Source organism: Duganella aceris (genome assembly GCF_011090165.1).
Lineage (GTDB): Bacteria > Pseudomonadota > Gammaproteobacteria > Burkholderiales > Burkholderiaceae_D > Rugamonas > Rugamonas aceris.
Genome location: NZ_JAADJT010000006.1, coordinates 121,810 through 139,242 on the forward strand (window position 1 = coordinate 121,810; position 17,433 = coordinate 139,242).

Here is a 17,433-nt window from a genome sequence, read left to right on the forward strand (position 1 = left end):
TGTTCTGGCTCAAGAAATGCCCGCATTGTTGGTGGCACCATTGATCGGTCCGCTTGCAGCCTGGGCGTTCCGCTTCCACCGGCCCCGACCTATGATGCGCAGAATCTGGTACTTCCTGACCGATACCCGCCACCTCACGATCATCGGCCTGACGGCGATGGCGGCCTTGTTCTATCTCGGCGCGCAGGTGCTGGAACTAGCGCTGATCTGGGCGCTGGCGGCGACCGCGGTGATGCTGCTGCTGGCGGCGATGGTGTGGCTGTGGCGGCGCTGGCGCGCCAGGCGCGAGTCGGACCTGCTGGGGGCGGCGATCGGCGCCGCAGCCGACCCGCCGCGCGATCAGTCCGGGGCGGAGGTCAAGGCCATCCGCGAGAGCATGCTCAAGGCCATCGACACGATCAAGGGCTCGAAGCTCGGCATCGTCTCCGGCACGCGCGCCTTGTACGAGCTGCCTTGGTACATGATCATCGGCAATCCGGCCGCCGGCAAAAGCACGGCGATCACCAACTCCGGCTTGCAGTTCCCTTTCGCCGACGGCAAGATCGTGCAGGGCGTGGGCGGCACCCGCAACTGCGACTGGTTTTTCACCCCGGACGGCATCCTGCTCGACACCGCCGGCCGCTACTCGGTGCTGGACGAGCATCGCAGCGAGTGGTTCGGCTTCCTCGACCTGCTGAAGAAGTACCGCCGCCGGGCGCCGATCAACGGCATTCTGATCGCGGTCAGCATCGCCGAGCTGCGCGGCGACGATCCCGAAGCCGGCATCAAGCTGGCGCGCAGTCTGCGCAAGCGGGTGCAGGATTTGATCGAGCGGCTGGAGGTGTTCGCGCCGGTGTATGTGCTGTTCACCAAGGCCGATCTGATCGCCGGCTTCGGCGAGTTCTTCGCGCAGGCCGAGCGCGGCGAGCGCGAACGGGTCTGGGGCGCCACCATGCCGTACAAGCGCAAGGTCGGCATCCAGCAATTGCTGGCCTTCTTCGACACCAGCTTCGATGAGCTGTGCGACGGACTCAAGGCCATGAGCCTGGCCAACATGGGCCAGCAGCGGCGCGACCGCATGGAGCCGGGGGTGTTCACCTTCCCGTTGGAGTTCTCGACGATACGCGCGCCGCTGCGCGCTTTCCTGGTCACGCTGTTCGAGGAAAATCCGTTTCAGTTCAAGCCCGTGTTTCGCGGCTATTACTTCACCAGCGCGCTACAGGAGGGCATGCCGATCAGTGAACAATCGCAGCGCGTCGCCAAGCGTTTCGCGTTGACGGTGCCGGAGGCGCCGGCCGCCGCCGGGGCAGGGCAGTCGGGCTTCTTCCTGCTCGACCTGTTCCGCAAGGTGATCTTCGCCGACAAGGATCTGGTATCGCAGTACGCCAGCAAGAACAAGGTGCGGCTGACCTATGTGGCCTTTTTCGCGGCGGCCGTGATGCTGGGCGTATCGTTGGGCGGCTGGAGCTGGTCCTACCTGGGCAATCGCCAACTGGTCAGCAACGTGCAGGCGGATCTCGACAAGGTCGTCAAACTGCAGGACAAGCGGCTCGACCTGCAATCGCGGCTGGAGGCGCTGGAGATCATCCAGGATCGCATCGAGCAGCTGGAGAAGTATCGCTCCGGTCGCCCGTGGTCGCTGCGCATGGGGCTTTATCAGGGCGAGCTGTTGGAGCGCAAGCTGCGCGAGGAATACTTCTCCGGCGTGCGCGAAGTGATGGTCAAACCGGTGATCGCCAACCTGGAGACGCTGCTGTCGGAGATGAACGCGCACGCGGACCAACTGCAAGTGCCGGGCGCTGCATCCGCCGCACCGTCCGTCGCCGTCGCGCCCGGCCGCCAGTTCCAGGAAGCCTCCGCCACCAACGTCGATGATGCCTACAACGCGCTGAAGAGCTACCTGATGCTGTCCGATAAATCGCACGCCGAGCCAAGTCACCTGAACGACCAGCTGACGCGCTACTGGCGTGGATGGCTGGAGAACAATCGCGGCGCCATGCAACGCGAGCAGATGATCCACAGCGCGGAGCGGCTGATGACGTTCTACCTGGCGCAGATCGCCGACCCGTCATGGCCGCGCGTCGATCTGAAGCTGGCGCTGGTCGACCTGTCGCGCGAAAACCTGAAGCGGGTGGTGCGCGGCATGCCGGCGCGGGAGCGCGTGTACGCGGACATCCGCGCCCGCGCCAACACACGCTACGCGGCGATGACGGTGGCGCGCATGGTCGGCGAGCAGGATCAGTCGCTGCTCACCGGCAGCTACGCCGTCCCCGGCGCCTACACCCGCGAGGCGTGGGAGAAGTTCGTGCAGAGCGCCTTCAGCGACGCCGCCACGCGCGAGCTGCAAAGCGCGGACTGGGTGCTGAAGACCGCCGCCCGCGACGACCTGACGCTGGAAGGCAGCCCCGAACAAATCCAGAAAGGACTGACCGATTTGTACAAGGCCGACTACGCGCGCGAATGGCAGAAGTTCGTCCAGGGCGTCACCATCGCCAATCTGAACGGCTTCGACGCCGCCGTCACCGCGATGAACCGGCTCGGCGATCCGCAGGCGTCGCCGCTGTCCAAGCTGCTGAACACCATCCATCAGCAAACCTCCTGGGACAATCCGACGGCGATGAGCGCCGAGCTGAAACAGGCGCAATCGGGCTTCGTCAACTGGATCAAGAACAGCCTGTTGCGGCGCGGACCATCGCAGATCAACGTGCAGGTGCAACTCGACCAGCCGCGCGACAAGCCCATGGGGCCGATCGGCCGCGAATTCGCCGGCGTCGCCCGGCTGGTGGCGGCCAAGGACAAGGACGCGTCGCTGATGCGCGGCTACCTCGACGCGCTCTCCAAATTGCGTACCCGCTTGAATCAACTGAAGAACCAGGGCGATGCCGGCCCCGGCGCGCGCCAGTTCATGCAGCAGACGCTGGAAGGCAGCGGCTCCGAGCTGGCCGACGCGCTACGCTACGTCGACGAGCAAATGCTGACCGGGATGAGCGACGCGCAGAAGCAGGCGATCCGTCCGATCCTGGTGCGGCCGCTGATGCAGACCTTCTCGGTGCTGATCGCGCCGGCCGAAGCGGAAATCAACAAGACCTGGCTGGCGCAGGTGTACGAACCGTTCCAGCAAACGCTGGCCAACAAATATCCGTTCTCGCCAAACGCGCGCATCGAGGCCGCGAGCGCGGAAATCGCCCAGTTCTTCGGCCCGGACGGATTGATCGCCAAATTCGCGGGAAGCGCCATGGGGCCGCTGGTACTGCGGCGCGGCGACGTGCTGGCGGCGCGCACCTGGGCCGACATGGGCATCACGCTGTCGCCGCAAACGGTGGCGCGCTTCCCCGGCTGGATCGCACCGATCGGCGCCGGCGGTGTGGCTTCCGCATCGGCCGCCGCACAGACGGTGTTCCAGCTGCAGCCGTTGCCGGCTCCCGGGACGCTGGAATACACGGTCGACATCGACGGCCAGCAGCTCCGCTACCGCAACACGCCGGCGCAGTGGGCCAATATGATCCATCCGAGTCCGCAGGGTGCGCCGGGCGCACGCATCACGGCGGTGGCCTTCGACGGCCGCAGCGTCGAGATCTTCAACGAGCCGGGACAGTTCGGGTTGAAACGCATGATCGACGCGGCGGCCAAGCAGAAGCGCGACGGCGGCGTGTTCGAACTGCGCTGGACCAGCGGCGCCATCACGGTGGCGATGGGCCTGAAGATCATCAGCAGCCCGGAAAGCAGTGGCGCCGCCGCCGCGCCGCAGGATCAGGGCTTCAAGGGCATGCGGCTGCCGGAGACCATCGTTGGCGCTCCGGTCGCGGTGGCGATGGGAGCGGCGCAATGAAGCGCGGTCCGCAGAGCGCGCGCATCGGTTACTTCGGCAAGCTGCCCGCGCGCGGCGACTTTATCAAGGCCGCCGACAACCTGGCCTTGGCCAGCCTGCTGGACGACTGGCTGGCGGAGGTGATGAACGCGCTCAGCGCCGATCCGCGCTGGAAGCTCCATTACGACGCCATGCGTCCGCTGCACTTCGCCTTCGTCGGCACGCGCAGCAGGCGCGCCATCGCCGGCCATCTGGCGGCCAGCAGCGATGCTTCGCAGCGGCGCTATCCCTTCCTCGGCATGAGCGCCATCGACGTCGAGGATCCACAAAACTTCGTGCCGCGCAGTCCGCTGGTGCTGGCGCCGCTGTGGCAAGCGTTGGAGCGTTTGACGGCGGAGGTTCAGGCGGCCGACGATCCCGAGCCGCCGCTGCAGGCTCTGGCCGCCGCGCGGGTGGAGATCGATACGGCAGCGGGCCAGCATGAGCAAGGCTTGCTGGATTTCCTCGATCGCCACAACCTCGCCGATCTGGAGGGGATGCTGTGCAGTGCCTTGGTACGCCGCACGATACTGGCCGTCGGGCTGCTGCTGCAACCGGTGCGCCGCAGCGGCGCCGAGAGGCTGGACAAGAGCATGCTGCTGCCGTTGCCGCACGCGCCGCGCCAACGCTATCTGGTGGCGGCGTTCTGGCTGGATCTGATCGCGCCGTTCTTGCGAAAGGCCGACTTCGAACTGGCCTTGTTCATCGCGGAGCTAAATCAGCGGCCGTCGCTGGTGATCGGTTTCGGCGGCGCGGCGCCGGAGACCCTGGCCGCGATCATCGCTCCGCAATGCGCGGCAGAGCACCAGATCAGCTTCGACTACACGGGCTGGGTCGATGAGCTGATCGCCGGCGACGCCGCAGTGCAGAAGCTGTCCGCCTACCTGGAGCAGGGCCAGCTATCGCTGCGCTCCGCACATGCGCTGTTCCACGAAACCTTTGCCTGAGGAGTTTGACGATGCGTCAGCGGATTATCTGGCCGGCCTTGATGCCGGCGATGCTGCTCACAGCGATTCATTGCGCGGCCCAAGTGCCGCTGCCGGCCACGCCGGCGCCCGGCCAGGTGCTGGTCACCGGCGCGGTGCCGGACGAATCGAGCAAAGCCGCCATGCTGGCGAACTTGCGCGCCTTGTACGGCGCGGAGCGGGTGGTCGACCAGTTGTCGATCGCGCCCGTGTCGTTGCCGCCGAACTGGAACGGCTATGTGCAAAAGCTGATCAACCCGAACCTGAAGCTAATCAGCAAAGGCGAGATCAAGATCGACGGCACCAATATCACGCTGCGTGGGGAAGTGGCCAACGAGGCGCAGCGGCAGCAGATCGCCAGCGACATCGCCACCAGCCTCAATCCCAGTTACACGGTCAACAACGGCCTGCGCGTCAGCGCCGCCGAACAAAACCTGCTGGATGAGACGCTGGCCAAGCGCATCATCGAATTCGAGAGCGGCAAGGCGACGCTGACGCCGTCCGGCCAGGCCATCCTCGACGAGATGGCGGTGGCGATGCACAAGGTCAAAGGCAAGAAAGTGGAGGTGATCGGACATACCGACAACACCGGTCTGCGCGAGAGCAACCTGGCGCTGAGCCAGGCGCGCGCGGAGGCGGTACGTATCTACCTCGCCGGCAAGGGCATCAGCCAGGAGATGGTGATGGTGTCCGGCCAGGGACCCGACCGCCCGGTGGCGGAAAACACCAGCGCCGATGGCCGCGCACGCAACCGCCGCATCGAGTTCCGCATTGCGCAGTGACCCAGGCTACGGCAGCGTGATGGTCACATACGCCGGCCGTGGCGCCAGTTTCACCAGGTCCGAATAACCTGCCAGCGCGTTCCGCGTTGAGCTGGACAGCGCCGACTCCAGGCCGATGTACGCCCCCAATGCGATCACCGCGAACACGGCGGACATCGCCCACAACGGCGTATTGCTGCGCAATTTGTTGACGATCTGGTCGGGCCGGTCGGCCTGCGGCGCGAAGCCCTTGCTCTTGCCCTGGATGTGCGCGATCTCGTCGCCCAGGCGGGCCGTCAGGTAGGCCAGCTTGTCGCCGGCGTCGATCGCGTACTTGCCGCGAAAGCCGATCAGCAGGCACATATGGAACACTTGCAGCGCCGGCAGGCGCGCGCCGCCGGCGCTGCGCAGCGTTTCAAGCCGGTCGAAGAAGTGTTCGCCCGCCAGCTGGTCGCCGAAGATCACCAGTTGCAGCGGCCGGCGCTCCCATGCGAAGCGTATCGGAAACTGCGACGACAGGATGATCTCGTCCAACGCCGCGCAGAAGGCATACTTGGCGGCGTCGATATCCTCGCCCTGCGCGCGCAGTTTGCGTGCCTCGCGGTCGAACTCCGCCAGGTAGGCGGTAATGGTGTCGAGGAAGGGCGCCTCGCCCGGCGGGGCGGCGCCGTTCTTCAGCATGAACAGCAGATAGAAGCCCTCTTGCAGGAGGTCGAGCAGGGTCTGCACGTGGCCGTAGCCGGGCTGGATCTGGCGCCGCTGGCCGCCCATCAGCGTCGGTATGGCGCGGCGTTCGACCGGGGGCGTCATGCCGTCACCGCGATCAGGTTGAGGCGCAGGTCGCGGATGCCGGCCGGGACGTAGATGGATATCGATTGCGCCTTCAGCATCTGCTCATACAGCATGCCTTTGCCTTCCAGCGCGAAGTAATAGGTATCCGGCTGCACCGGGATCGCTGCCGGCACCTGCGGCGCGTGCGTCAGTTTCACTCCCGGCATGGCGGATAATACGCACTTCTCGACATCGTCCGGCGCGCCGACCTTGACCCGCAGCGGCACCACCTCCACCAGTTCCAGCGCCGGCAGCGCCGCGCCGACGGCCAGGTAGAGCGTGGTGCGCTGGTCGATCTTGCCCGAATCGAGCTTGCCGAGGTGGTAGCTGGGTTTTTCCTCCGACAGCGCGATGGAGAAGTATTTGGTCGAGATCACGGTGTCGAGCAGGTCGCGGATGATGCCGTCCAGCGCGGAAAAGCATTGCGCAGGATCGTCATGGCGGTAGGCGGGCAGGTGGATCAGCGCGTACTGCTTTGAATAGGTCATCATCGCGCCGGCCAGCGCGAGCAGTGCTTCGAACAGCCGCTCGGGATGCAGCTCGGGATTGCGCACATAGTGCATCAGCGCCGCCGCCGAAGTGCTGACCGTGTGCAGCAGCCAGAACGACGAGACATCACCGGAACGGAACTCAATGACGTTGCGGCTGGGTTCACGCATATGGCCCTGCAGCGACTGGACCTTGGCCTGCAGCGCATCGAGCAGGCGGTCCAGCATGGCCTTCAGCGCCGGAGTGCTGGCGATCGACAGGCCGGGTGGAATGAATGATGGATCGGGTTCGAAGCCACCGGTGACGACGCGCCGCAACCGGATCACCGGCACGCATTCGAAGGCCCCCAGCGGCTCCTGGTCCGACACCAGCCGCACGGCGCTCTTTAGAAAGCCGACGTCGGCGTCGACCGCCTGCGTGTACAAGTCCGCCATCTCACGCGTGACCTCGCTGTAGCGCGCGTTGCCCGCCGTCGCCGCGTTGCCGCCGCCGGGCGCCAGCGAAGGCAGCGCGGCGTACCACGTCATCTCCAGCACGCTGGGCGGAATCGTCGACAGATCGACGGCGGGCGGCAGCGGATCGCTCGCCGGGGCGTCGACAATTTCGCCGTCGCGGAAAATCAGCGACAGCGATTGCAGCCGCAGACGGTCGGTCTTCAACGCGTCATGATCCCACTCGATGCCGCGCACGCCCCACGGATAGGGATGCAGCGCCTGCGCGGTGCGGTGCAGCCGCGCCTCGTGATATTGGTCCTGCTGCTGGAAGTGCTGCGGCCGCAGGAACAATCCTTCTCCCCACAGGACTTTGGATGGAATACTCATATCGCCTCTCCCGGTTTATTTGCAGCGCAAGGTGGCCAGCGGATTGCCCGCGTCGCTGGCGGTGATGGGGTCGGCGCCCGCACCCGCGCTGAGCGCGCAGGCATGCAGGCCGACGGTGATGCCGGATTTCTCCCCGTCGGCGGCGGCGAACACCAGCCGCCAGCGGTTCTCCGCCGGCGTGCGAAAAAGTGCGACCACGCCGATGTAATACGCTTCGCGCGTGACCTTCTCGACGATCTCGTAGCGCTGGCCAGGGATCAGCATCACCTCCTTGACCTCCAGCAGATCATTGCCGAGCAATTCGCGCTCGCTGTGCTGGCTGAGAAAGCCATCGAACGCGATTCGCTGGAATGCCGCCGGCTGGCGCAGCTTGTAGATGCGGGTCGCCAGCGCAAGCGGTTGGCCGCCTGCGCCGGCGTTCAGGTTCGGGCTCGCGTGCAGGCGTATGGCCACACCGCGCGCCGGCTTTTGCGTGTCCGGCAGCTCGGGCGATTTGCGCAGGCCGGCGAGCATACCGTCCGCGCAACCTTGCAATGCCAGTAGTGCCGCGATCACGATTATCTTCGTTGCAGTCATGTTTTCTCCAAGCGATCCATGCATTAGAACGAAACACGCGGCGGCCGAATTTGCGGCGGCTCAAGCAAAACGGAAACGGCACATCGCTTGCGAAAGCGCAATTGCAGTCAATTGCGTTCATGAATAATGGGTCCCCTGCTGTCCGCTTACGGAAAAGGAGGAACTGATGATCACACCAAGAACCTGGTTGCCCTGTGTGGCGAGCCTGCTGCTGTTGTCGGGCTGCGCGACGGACGGCGACTCCATCCGCGCCGAGAAGCCGCAGGCATCGACGCTGGAGCGCGCGCTGGCCGACGCCGACACCGCGCTGGCGGCGGGCCAGAACGACAAGGCGCAAGGCATCCTGAAAAGCGCCGCCACCCACTTCCCGGCCGAGAAGTCGCCCTGGCTGCACATGGCGCAGATCAAATTCGACCGCGCCAGCTATGGCGAAGCGATCATGAACGCGCTGGAGGCCTTGCAGCGCGACCCAACCGATAAGCTGGGCAACAGCATCGTCGCCGTCAGCGGCTTGCGCCTGTCGACCAAGGCGCTGTCGGACCTGAGCCAGCAAAACAACTTGAACGGATCGCTGCGTTCCGAAGCGCAGGATCTGGCGAAGCTGCTGCGCACCAGCCTTGGCGAAGACGTGTTGGTGCCGACGGCGAATCCGGCGGCGCGCAAGTCCGCACCGGCGCCGGCGCCGGCGAAAAAAGCGGCGGCCACGCCGACCCGGAATCAAACCAACAACAGCGATCCTTTCGGCGGATTGAAGTAATCCTTCTTCTACTACGGAGCATGTATGGCTAACGGTGACAGTGTTCAAAAACGCCTGACCAAGGTGCGGCCGCCACGGGTGCAAATGACCTACGACGTGGAAATCGGCGATGCGATGGAAAACAAGGAGCTGCCTTTCGTGGTCGGCGTGGTCGGCGATTTCGGCGGCAATTCGGACGCCGAGAAAAAGCGCCTGAAGGATCGCAAGTTCGTCAACATCGACAGCGGAAATTTCGATGAGGTGCTGGGCGGCGTCGAGCCGGTGGCGCGCTTCCAGGTGCCGAACCAGCTCAGTGGCGACGACAGCAGCTTCAATGTGGAACTGCGCTTCAAGTCGATGGCCGACTTCCGGCCGGAATCGGTGGTGCGGCAAGTCGAGCCGCTCAGCAAACTTCTGGAGGCGCGCGGCAAGCTGGCCGACCTGCGCAACAAGTTGGCCGGCAACGACAAGCTGGAAGACATTCTGAGCGATGTACTCAACAACACCGACAAGCTGGTCACACTGAAAACCACCAAGCCCACCACGGAGAACTGACATGCCATCCCAAGCGAATCAAGCAGTGGCGGCCTTGCCGCCGGCGGCGGATGGCGATAGCCTGCTGGACCAGATCGTCGAGCAAAGCAAGGTCGCCAAGTCGACGGTGGAGCACGAGCGCGCCAAGGACATCATCTCGGAACTGGTCAGCCAGGTGCTGCAAGGGACGGTGGTGGTGTCGAACAATCTGTCGGCGACGCTGGACGCGCGGGTGGCGGAGCTGGACCGCCTGATCTCCAGCCAGCTGAGCGCCATCATGCACGCGCCGGCGTTCCAGAAACTGGAGCAGAGCTGGACCGGCCTGCATTATCTGGTGAAGAATTCCGCCACCGGCCAGGGCCTGAAGATCCGCATGCTCAACGCCACCAAGCGGGAATTGGTGAAGGACTTCCAGTCGGCGCTGGAATTCGATCAGAGCTCAATGTTCAAGAAAGTCTACGAAGAGGAATTCGGCACCTTCGGTGGCGCGCCTTACGCCGCTCTGCTGGGCGACTTCGAGATCTCGCGCCAGCCGGAGGACATGTACTTCATCGAGCAGATGTCGCATGTGGCGGCGGCTTCGCATGCACCGTTCATCGCATCGGCGGCGCCCGAGCTGTTTGGGCTGGAGAGCTACGGCGACCTTGGCAAGCCGCGCGATCTGTCCAAGGTATTCGATACCGTGGAATACGCCAAGTGGAAGGCCTTCCGCGAATCGGAGGATGCGCGCTACGTCGGTCTGGCGCTGCCGCGCTTCCTGGGCCGCCTGCCGTTCAATCCGGTCGACGGCACCACCGTCGAAGGCTTCAACTTCGTCGAGGAAGTGGACGGCACCGACCATCAGAAGTACCTGTGGTGTAACGCGGCCTACGCCTTTGGCGCCAAGCTGACCAAGGCCTTCGACGATTTCGGCTGGTGCGCGGCGATTCGCGGCGTCGAGGGCGGCGGCCTGGTGGACGACCTGCCGACGCACACCTTCAAGACCGACGAGGGCGAGGTCGCGCTCAAGTGCCCAACCGAGGTGGCCATTACCGACCGCCGTGAAAAGGAGCTGAGCGATCTGGGTTTCATCTCGCTGGTCCACTGCAAGAACACCGCCTACGCCGCTTTCTTCGGCGCGCAGTCGGCGCAGAAGGCGAAGAAGTACAACTCGGAGGCGGCCAACGCCAACGCGGTGCTGTCGTCCCAACTGCAGTACATCTTCGCGGTGTCGCGCATCGCGCATTACATGAAGGCCATGATGCGCGACAAAATCGGCAGCTTCGCCGCCGCCTCGAATGTCGAAGATTTCCTCAATCGCTGGCTGATGAAGTATGTGCTGTTGGACGACAACGCCAGCCAGGAACAGAAGGCGCAGTTCCCGCTGCGCGAGGCGTCGGTGCAGGTGCATGAAGTGGCGGGGCGGCCGGGCGTGTACCGCGCCGTCTCCTTCCTGCGTCCGCACTTCCAGCTCGATGAGTTATCGGTTTCCCTCCGACTGGTCGCGGAGTTGCCGCAGTCGACCAACTAATCATCTTCCACAACAACCTGAGACAGGAGCATGCAATGGCAATCGACGTCTATCTGTACATTGATGGCATCAAGGGCGAGTCCAACGATGACCGCCACAAGGACTGGATCGAGTGCAAATCGGTCAGCTTCGGCGTCGAGCAGCCGAAATCCGCCACCGCCTCCACCGGCGGCGGCCACACCGCCGAGCGTTGCGAGCATCGCGACATCGTGATCTCCAAGCTGGCCGACCTGGCGTCGCCGATCCTGCTGCAAACCTGCTCGGCCGGCCGCACCATCCCCAAGGCCCGGTTCGAGTTCATGCGCGCCGACGCACAGGGCGAGCGCGTCAAGTACTTCGAGATCGAAATCGACAATGTGCTGATCGGCGCCGTGTCGCCGGCCGTGGAGGAAGGCGACATCCTCACCGAGGACGTGGCGTTCAAATTCTCCAAGATCAAGTGGAAGTACACGCAGCAAAAAATCAGCGGCGGCGCCGGCGGCAACACCTCCGGCGGTTGGGACTTGTCCACCAACCGCATCGTTTGAGCACACGATGGGTCTCCACGGCCGCCGCGGTGGGCATCGCGGCGCGCTTTTCGGCCAGGCCGGCCTGGCCTGGCTTTTTTTTCGGGGGCTTGCGATGAACGGTTTTACTCCCGGTCTGTTGGACCGTCTGCTCGGCGAGCATGACGTCGACGGCTTGACGCTCGAACAATTCAAGGATTCCGTGGCGCGCGACCTGGAAGACCTGCTCAACACCCGTTGCGCGCTGCCGGCATCGATGTTGGCGGCGTATCCGGAATGCGCCCGCTCCATCGTCAACTACGGCCTGATCGACTTCGCCGGCATGTGCCTGAGCAGCAGCGAGGACCGCGCCCGCATCTGCGCGGCGTTGAAGGCGGCCATCGACCGCCACGAGCCACGGCTGCGCAACGTGCAGGCGCGATTGGAGCGCGAACCCGGGGCCATCAACCGCGTGCGCTTCGCCATCAGCGCAACGCTGGCCGGCATGCCTTACAGCGAAGCGGTCAGCTTCGACGCGGTGCTGCAGCCTTCGTCGCAGCACTATTCGATCAACCGTAGTGGACGCGGAGCCTGAACATGAACCTGAATTTAAAAACGCTGATCGGCAAGTTGAACGACACTTCCCGGCTGGCCGCCACGCGCGCGGCGAGTATTTGCGTCGCGCTGGGTCAGTATGAAGTCGAAGTCGAGCATCTGTTCCTGGCCTTGCTGGAGCAGGAGCGCTGCGATGCGGCGCTGATCGTGCGCGCCTGCGGCATCGGCATCGATGCGCTGGAGGCGGACCTGCATCGTGAGGTCAGCCAGTTCAAGACCGGCAGCACCCGCACCCCGGTGTTCTCGCGCCACCTGCCGCTGCTGCTGGAGCACGCGTGGCTGATCGCCTCGTTGTCGACGACGCAGCCGGACCGCATCCGCAGCGGGCATCTGCTGGTGGCGCTACTGACCGAGCCGGAACTGGCGCAGTTGGCGCAACGCGCCTCGCCGCTGTTCGCGCGCATTCCGATCGATGAGGTCAAACACAAGCTGGAAAAATACACCCAGGGATCGCAGGAGGAACCCAGTGTCACCCCCACTGCGCCACTGGCCGATCTGGCGCCGCAGTCCGGGCCGCGCACGCCGGCGCTGGACCAATTCACCATCAGCCTGACCGCATTGGCGCGCGAAGGCAAGCTCGATCCGGTGATCGGCCGCGAGAAGGAGATCCGCCAGCTGATCGATATCCTGCTGCGGCGTCGCCAGAATAATCCCATTCTCACCGGCGAGGCCGGCGTCGGCAAGACGGCGGTGGTGGAAGGGCTGGCGATCCGCATCGCGGCGGAGCACGTGCCGGAAGTGCTGCGCGGCGTGGAGATCCGCGCGCTGGACATGGGCCTTTTGCAGGCCGGTGCCAGCGTCAAGGGCGAGTTCGAGAACCGTCTCAAAAACGTCATCGACGAAGTGAAGCAAAGCCCGCACGGCATCATTCTCTTCATCGACGAGGCGCACACGATGATAGGCGCCGGCGGCGCGGCAGGCCAGAACGACGCCGCCAACCTGCTCAAGCCGGCGCTGGCGCGCGGTGAATTGCGCACCATCGCCGCCACCACCTGGAGCGAATACAAGAAGTACTTCGAGAAGGATGCCGCCCTGGCGCGGCGCTTCCAGGTAGTCAAGGTGGAGGAGCCGACCGAGGATGTCGCCGCCGCCATGCTGCGCGCGATGACGCCGTTGATGGAATCTCACTTTGGTATCCGCATCCGCGACGAAGCGGTGACGGAGGCGGTGCGGCTGTCGCATCGCTACATTACCGGCCGTCAGCTGCCGGACAAGGCGGTCGGCGTGCTCGATACCGCCTGCGCCCGGGTCGCGCTGGCGCAAAGCGGCACGCCGGCATTGATCGAATTCTCCGCCAGCGAGATGGCGCGCGTCGATGCCGAGATCTCCGCGCTGACGCGTGAGAACGATGCGGACCGGCCGACATCGCAGCGCGGCAGGCGCCTGCAACAGCTGGCGGAGGTCCGCGCCGGACTGCAAGCGGCCCATACGGCGCACAGCGAAGCATGGCGGCGCGAGCAGTCCATCGTCGCTGCGATCACGCGCCTGCGCGCGGAGGCCGACGGCGCGGCCGACGTGCAGGCGCTCAAGGCGGAACTGGCGGGCCTGCAGGGCGATACGCCGATGGTGCCGTTGGAAGTCGACGCCGCGACCGTGGCCGCCATCGTCTCCGGCTGGACCGGCATCCCGCTGGGTAAGATGGTCAAGGACGAAATCCGCACCGTCCTGAATCTGAAGGACGCCTTGCAGGCCCGCATACTCGGCCAGCCGCACGCCATCGAAGCGGTGGCGCAGCGGGTACGCACCGCGCGCGCCAACCTGGATGACCCGAACAAGCCGAAAGGTGTGTTCCTGTTCGTGGGTCCGTCAGGCGTCGGCAAGACCGAGACCGCGCTGGCGCTTGCCGATCAACTGTATGGCGGCGAGCGCAAACTCATCACCATCAACATGAGCGAATACCAGGAAGCACACAGCGTCTCCGGCCTGAAAGGCTCGCCGCCCGGCTACGTCGGCTACGGCCAGGGTGGCGTGCTGACCGAGGCGGTGCGGCGCAATCCCTACAGCGTGGTGCTGCTCGATGAAATCGAAAAGGCCCATCCCGATGTGACCGAATTATTCTTCCAGGTCTTCGACAAAGGCGTGATGGACGACGCCGAAGGGCGTGAGATCGACTTCCGCAACACCATCATCATTGCCACCTCCAACGCGGGATCGGCCGCCATCATGCAGGCCTGCCTGAACCAGGAGCGGCCGCCGGCGCCGGACGCGCTGGAGGATCTGCTGCGTCCCCAATTGATTAAGTATTTCAAGCCTGCCTTCCTCGGTCGGTTGAAAGTGGTGCCGTACTATCCGATCCCGGACGATGTGCTGGCGCGGATCATCGCCCTCAAGCTGGCGCACATCGGGCGGCGCATCGGCGAGCACCATCATGCCGAATTCACCTGGGACGACGGACTGGTCGACGCTGTGCTGACCCGCTGCACCGAAGTCGATTCCGGCGCCCGCAATGTCGATCATATGCTCAACGGCACGCTGCTGCCGGAAATCGCCGCAGCGGTGCTGGAGAAAATGGCGCAAGGCGCGGCGATCGCCCGGATCAAGGTCGGCGCCAACGCCAAGGGGCAGTTCAAATACACGATCAAATAGGAGAACGCCATGTTTAGCATCGCACAACTGCTGCTGCCCATCAGCGCCGACAAAAGCTGCGGCGACGATCTCTCCTTCAGCAGCGAAGTGGACCAGATCGCGCAGGCGCGCCAATACGACGATCCGACATTGGACCAGGGAGAATGGCTGTCCGCGCTGAAGGAGGCCGATTGGGACTTCGTCGCCTCCCGCTGCGCCGGCATGATCGAATCGCGCAGCAAGGACTTGCGTCTGGCGGTCTGGCTGGCCGAGGCCGAGGCCAGGACGCGCGGCCTGCGTGGCCTCGGCGACGGCTACGCGGTGCTGGCCGGTCTGTGCGAGCATTACTGGGACGGCCTGTATCCGCCGGCCGACGACGGCGACTACGATCAACGCATCGGCAACCTGTTCTGGCTCTTGTCGCGCACCCCGGCGCTGGTCAAGGAAGCGCCGGCCGCGCAACTGGACGACGCCGAATACTGTCTTGCCATGCTCTCCGGCCTGGAACGCGTGGTAGATACGCAACTCGGCGCGGATGGTCCCGGATTCAGCGCGGCCAAGGAAGTCCTGCTGTCCGTGGTTCGAAGCCTGGCGCCGGCGGGCGCCATCGTCGCGTCGACGGGCGGCGGCGAGGCGGCCGTTGGCAGCGCTACCACGACGCTCGGCGGTACGCCGCAGAATCGTGCGCAAGCCTTGCTGCAGCTGCGCCTCGTAGCGGATTTCTTCCGCAGCACCGAGCCCCACAGTCCAGTCGCCTACCTGGCCGACAAGGCCGCGAGCTGGGGCGAGATGCCCTTGCATGTGTGGCTGCGCGCCGTCATCAAGGATCCGGCCGCCATCGCCGGCGTCGAAGAACTGCTGGGCGCGACCACGGTGAACGGGTGAATGCTGCACCGCAGCGCATAATCTTTCTTTCTCAAGCGATAGTTTTTGGACATTTGGTGCTAGCATGAACTGGACAAACCAGACTTTTATGCTAGGAGTCCGCCATGAACAATCTGAAGATCGGTACGCGCCTCGGTTTCGGCTTCTCACTCATCCTGCTGTTGTTGACGGCGATGACGGTCATCGGCATCCTGCGCCTCAGCAGCGCCAGCGCGCTGACCGATGAGATGATCAACGTGAAGATCCGCGACGAACGTCTGACCGCGGAATGGGGCAAGATCATCGAAGTCAACGCCGCCCGCACCACCGGCGCGTGGATGGTCGCCGACCCGGCCGATCAAAAAAACCTGGAGGCCTTGATGGCCGGATCCTCGGCACGCGCCACGCAGATCCAGGACCAGATTGGCAAGTCCCTCGACAACGAAGAACTCAAGCCGCTGTTTAAGCAGGTACTGGACACGCGCAAGAGCTACACCGACTTCCGCAAGGCGGTGTTCGTGGCGAAGAACGCCGGCGATCTGGATACCGGCCGCAAGATCTATGAAGGCGACATGACCCAGAGCCGCATCCGCTACCTGGCCGCGCTGAAAACCTTCACCGAGAAGCAGGAAGCCTTGCTGGACGCGGCCGCCGCCGATATCCAGCAACAGTACAAGAGCGGCCGCGCGCTGCTGATTATGCTGGGCATGGCCGCGATCGCGATGGGCATCGTCGCCGCGTGGTGGATCACTCGCACCATCACGCGCCCGATCAATGAAGCGGTGAAGGTCGCGGAGACCGTGTCCTCGGGCGACCTGACCAGCGATATCCAGGTGCACAGCAGCGACGAAACCGGACAATTGATGAACGCCCTGAAAACCATGAACTCCAACCTGGTCAACATCGTCGGACAGGTGCGCAACGGCACTGAGTTGATGGCGACGGCGTCGAGCGAGATCGCCGCCGGCAACCAGGACCTGTCGTCGCGCACCGAGGAGCAAGCCAGTTCACTGGAGGAGACCGCGTCGTCGATGGAGGAGCTGACATCGACCGTGCGCTTCAACGCCGAGAACGCGCGCCAGGCCAACGAGCTGGCGATCAGCGCATCGGAGATCGCCAGCCGTGGCGGCTTGGTGGTGGGGCAGGTGGTCGACACCATGGGATCGATCAACGATTCCTCGCGCAAGATCGTCGACATCATTTCGGTCATCGACAGCATCGCGTTCCAGACCAATATCCTGGCGCTGAATGCGGCGGTGGAAGCGGCGCGCGCCGGCGAGCAGGGACGCGGATTCGCGGTGGTGGCCTCGGAGGTGCGCAATCTGGCGCAGCGTTCGGCCTCCGCCGCCAAGGACATCAAGGGTTTGATCGACGACTCGGTGCGCAAAGTGGCGCTGGGTTCGGACCTGGTCGACAAGGCCGGTCAGACGATGGACGAAATCGTCCAGAGCATCAGCCGCGTCACGCAGATCATGACCCAGATCAGCAACGCCAGCGAAGAGCAGAGCATCGGCATCGCCCAGGTGAACGATGCGATCACGCAGATGGACCAGGTGACGCAGCAGAACGCGGCGCTGGTGGAGGAGGCTGCGGCGGCGGCCGAATCGATGCAGGAGCAGTCGGCCAAGCTGGCGGACGTGGTCAGCGTGTTCAAGCTGGACGCGCGCAGCTTGCCGCCGGCGCAGCCGGCCTTGGTGCGCGCACCGTCGCTCGTCGTCGCGCCGCTGAAACGTCCCAAGGCCGTCGCCGCGCCGGCCGCCAAGCCGGCCAGCAAGCCTGCGGCCAAACGTGTAACGGCCGCCGCCACCGAAGGCGGCGACTGGGAAGAGTTCTAAGCCCCGCAGCGCTTCGGTAC

14 protein-coding genes are annotated in these 17,433 nt (G+C 64.8%); 11 read left to right on the forward strand and 3 right to left on the reverse strand.

What is annotated here, in order from left to right:
- The first annotated feature begins 94 nt into the window (after window positions 1-94).
- From tssM to GW587_RS14360, 3 genes are read left to right on the forward strand one after another with little or no spacing between them, the layout of a single operon-like run.
- Window positions 95-3,808, forward strand: coding sequence for a type VI secretion system membrane subunit TssM (tssM, locus tag GW587_RS14350; RefSeq protein ID WP_166104876.1), 3,714 nt, complete (start codon window positions 95-97; stop codon window positions 3,806-3,808).
- Window positions 3,805-4,773: a type VI secretion system-associated protein TagF gene (gene tagF, locus GW587_RS14355; protein WP_166104088.1), complete on the forward strand. Its 969-nt coding sequence runs from the start codon at window positions 3,805-3,807 to the stop codon at window positions 4,771-4,773. The genes tssM and tagF overlap by 4 nt, the downstream gene beginning before the upstream one ends.
- Before the next feature lie 11 nt (window positions 4,774-4,784).
- A complete protein-coding gene (locus tag GW587_RS14360) occupies window positions 4,785-5,573 on the forward strand; it encodes an OmpA family protein (RefSeq protein WP_166104091.1) in 789 nt (262 codons plus the stop codon).
- Between the two features lie 6 nt (window positions 5,574-5,579).
- Here GW587_RS14360 and icmH read toward each other — a convergent pair whose 3' ends face one another.
- The 3 genes from icmH to tssJ are packed head-to-tail and all read right to left on the reverse strand — an operon-like array spanning window position 5,580 to window position 8,269.
- Window positions 5,580-6,362 (reverse strand): type IVB secretion system protein IcmH/DotU, encoded by a 783-nt coding sequence (gene icmH, locus GW587_RS14365; RefSeq protein ID WP_166104094.1) that lies wholly within the window; start codon window positions 6,360-6,362, stop codon window positions 5,580-5,582.
- On the reverse strand, window positions 6,359-7,693 hold the full coding sequence (gene tssK / locus GW587_RS14370) for a type VI secretion system baseplate subunit TssK (protein WP_166104096.1): 1,335 nt from the start codon (window positions 7,691-7,693) through the stop codon (window positions 6,359-6,361). The genes icmH and tssK overlap by 4 nt, the downstream gene beginning before the upstream one ends.
- 15 nt (window positions 7,694-7,708) lie before the next feature.
- The gene (gene tssJ, locus GW587_RS14375; protein WP_166104099.1) at window positions 7,709-8,269 is read right to left on the reverse strand and encodes a type VI secretion system lipoprotein TssJ; all 561 of its coding nucleotides are present in this window, start codon (window positions 8,267-8,269) and stop codon (window positions 7,709-7,711) included.
- A gap of 166 nt (window positions 8,270-8,435) precedes the next feature.
- On the opposite strand from tssJ, the gene GW587_RS14380 reads away from it, so the two are divergent.
- The 8 genes from GW587_RS14380 (at window position 8,436) to GW587_RS14415 (ending at window position 17,413) form a co-directional block, all read left to right on the forward strand.
- A complete protein-coding gene (locus GW587_RS14380) occupies window positions 8,436-9,026 on the forward strand; it encodes a hypothetical protein (RefSeq protein ID WP_166104102.1) in 591 nt (196 codons plus the stop codon).
- Window positions 9,027-9,050: 24 nt separating this feature from the next.
- On the forward strand, window positions 9,051-9,560 hold the full coding sequence (gene tssB / locus GW587_RS14385) for a type VI secretion system contractile sheath small subunit (protein WP_166104105.1): 510 nt from the start codon (window positions 9,051-9,053) through the stop codon (window positions 9,558-9,560).
- Between the two features lies 1 nt (window position 9,561).
- Complete coding sequence (gene tssC, locus GW587_RS14390) at window positions 9,562-11,049, forward strand: type VI secretion system contractile sheath large subunit (RefSeq protein ID WP_166104108.1); 1,488 nt, start codon at window positions 9,562-9,564, stop codon at window positions 11,047-11,049.
- Between the two features lie 35 nt (window positions 11,050-11,084).
- Window positions 11,085-11,576 carry an Hcp family type VI secretion system effector gene (locus tag GW587_RS14395; RefSeq protein WP_166104111.1) on the forward strand — a complete coding sequence of 164 codons (492 nt, stop codon included), beginning with the start codon at window positions 11,085-11,087 and terminating at the stop codon, window positions 11,574-11,576.
- 94 nt (window positions 11,577-11,670) lie between these two features.
- On the forward strand, window positions 11,671-12,129 hold the full coding sequence (tssE, locus tag GW587_RS14400) for a type VI secretion system baseplate subunit TssE (protein ID WP_166104113.1): 459 nt from the start codon (window positions 11,671-11,673) through the stop codon (window positions 12,127-12,129).
- A gap of 2 nt (window positions 12,130-12,131) precedes the next feature.
- Window positions 12,132-14,735 (forward strand): type VI secretion system ATPase TssH, encoded by a 2,604-nt coding sequence (tssH, locus tag GW587_RS14405; RefSeq protein ID WP_166104116.1) that lies wholly within the window; start codon window positions 12,132-12,134, stop codon window positions 14,733-14,735.
- A gap of 9 nt (window positions 14,736-14,744) precedes the next feature.
- Window positions 14,745-15,599 carry a type VI secretion system protein TssA gene (gene tssA / locus GW587_RS14410; protein WP_166104118.1) on the forward strand — a complete coding sequence of 285 codons (855 nt, stop codon included), beginning with the start codon at window positions 14,745-14,747 and terminating at the stop codon, window positions 15,597-15,599.
- Window positions 15,600-15,703: 104 nt separating this feature from the next.
- Window positions 15,704-17,413: a methyl-accepting chemotaxis protein gene (locus GW587_RS14415; RefSeq protein ID WP_166104121.1), complete on the forward strand. Its 1,710-nt coding sequence runs from the start codon at window positions 15,704-15,706 to the stop codon at window positions 17,411-17,413.
- Window positions 17,414-17,433 lie beyond the last annotated feature (20 nt).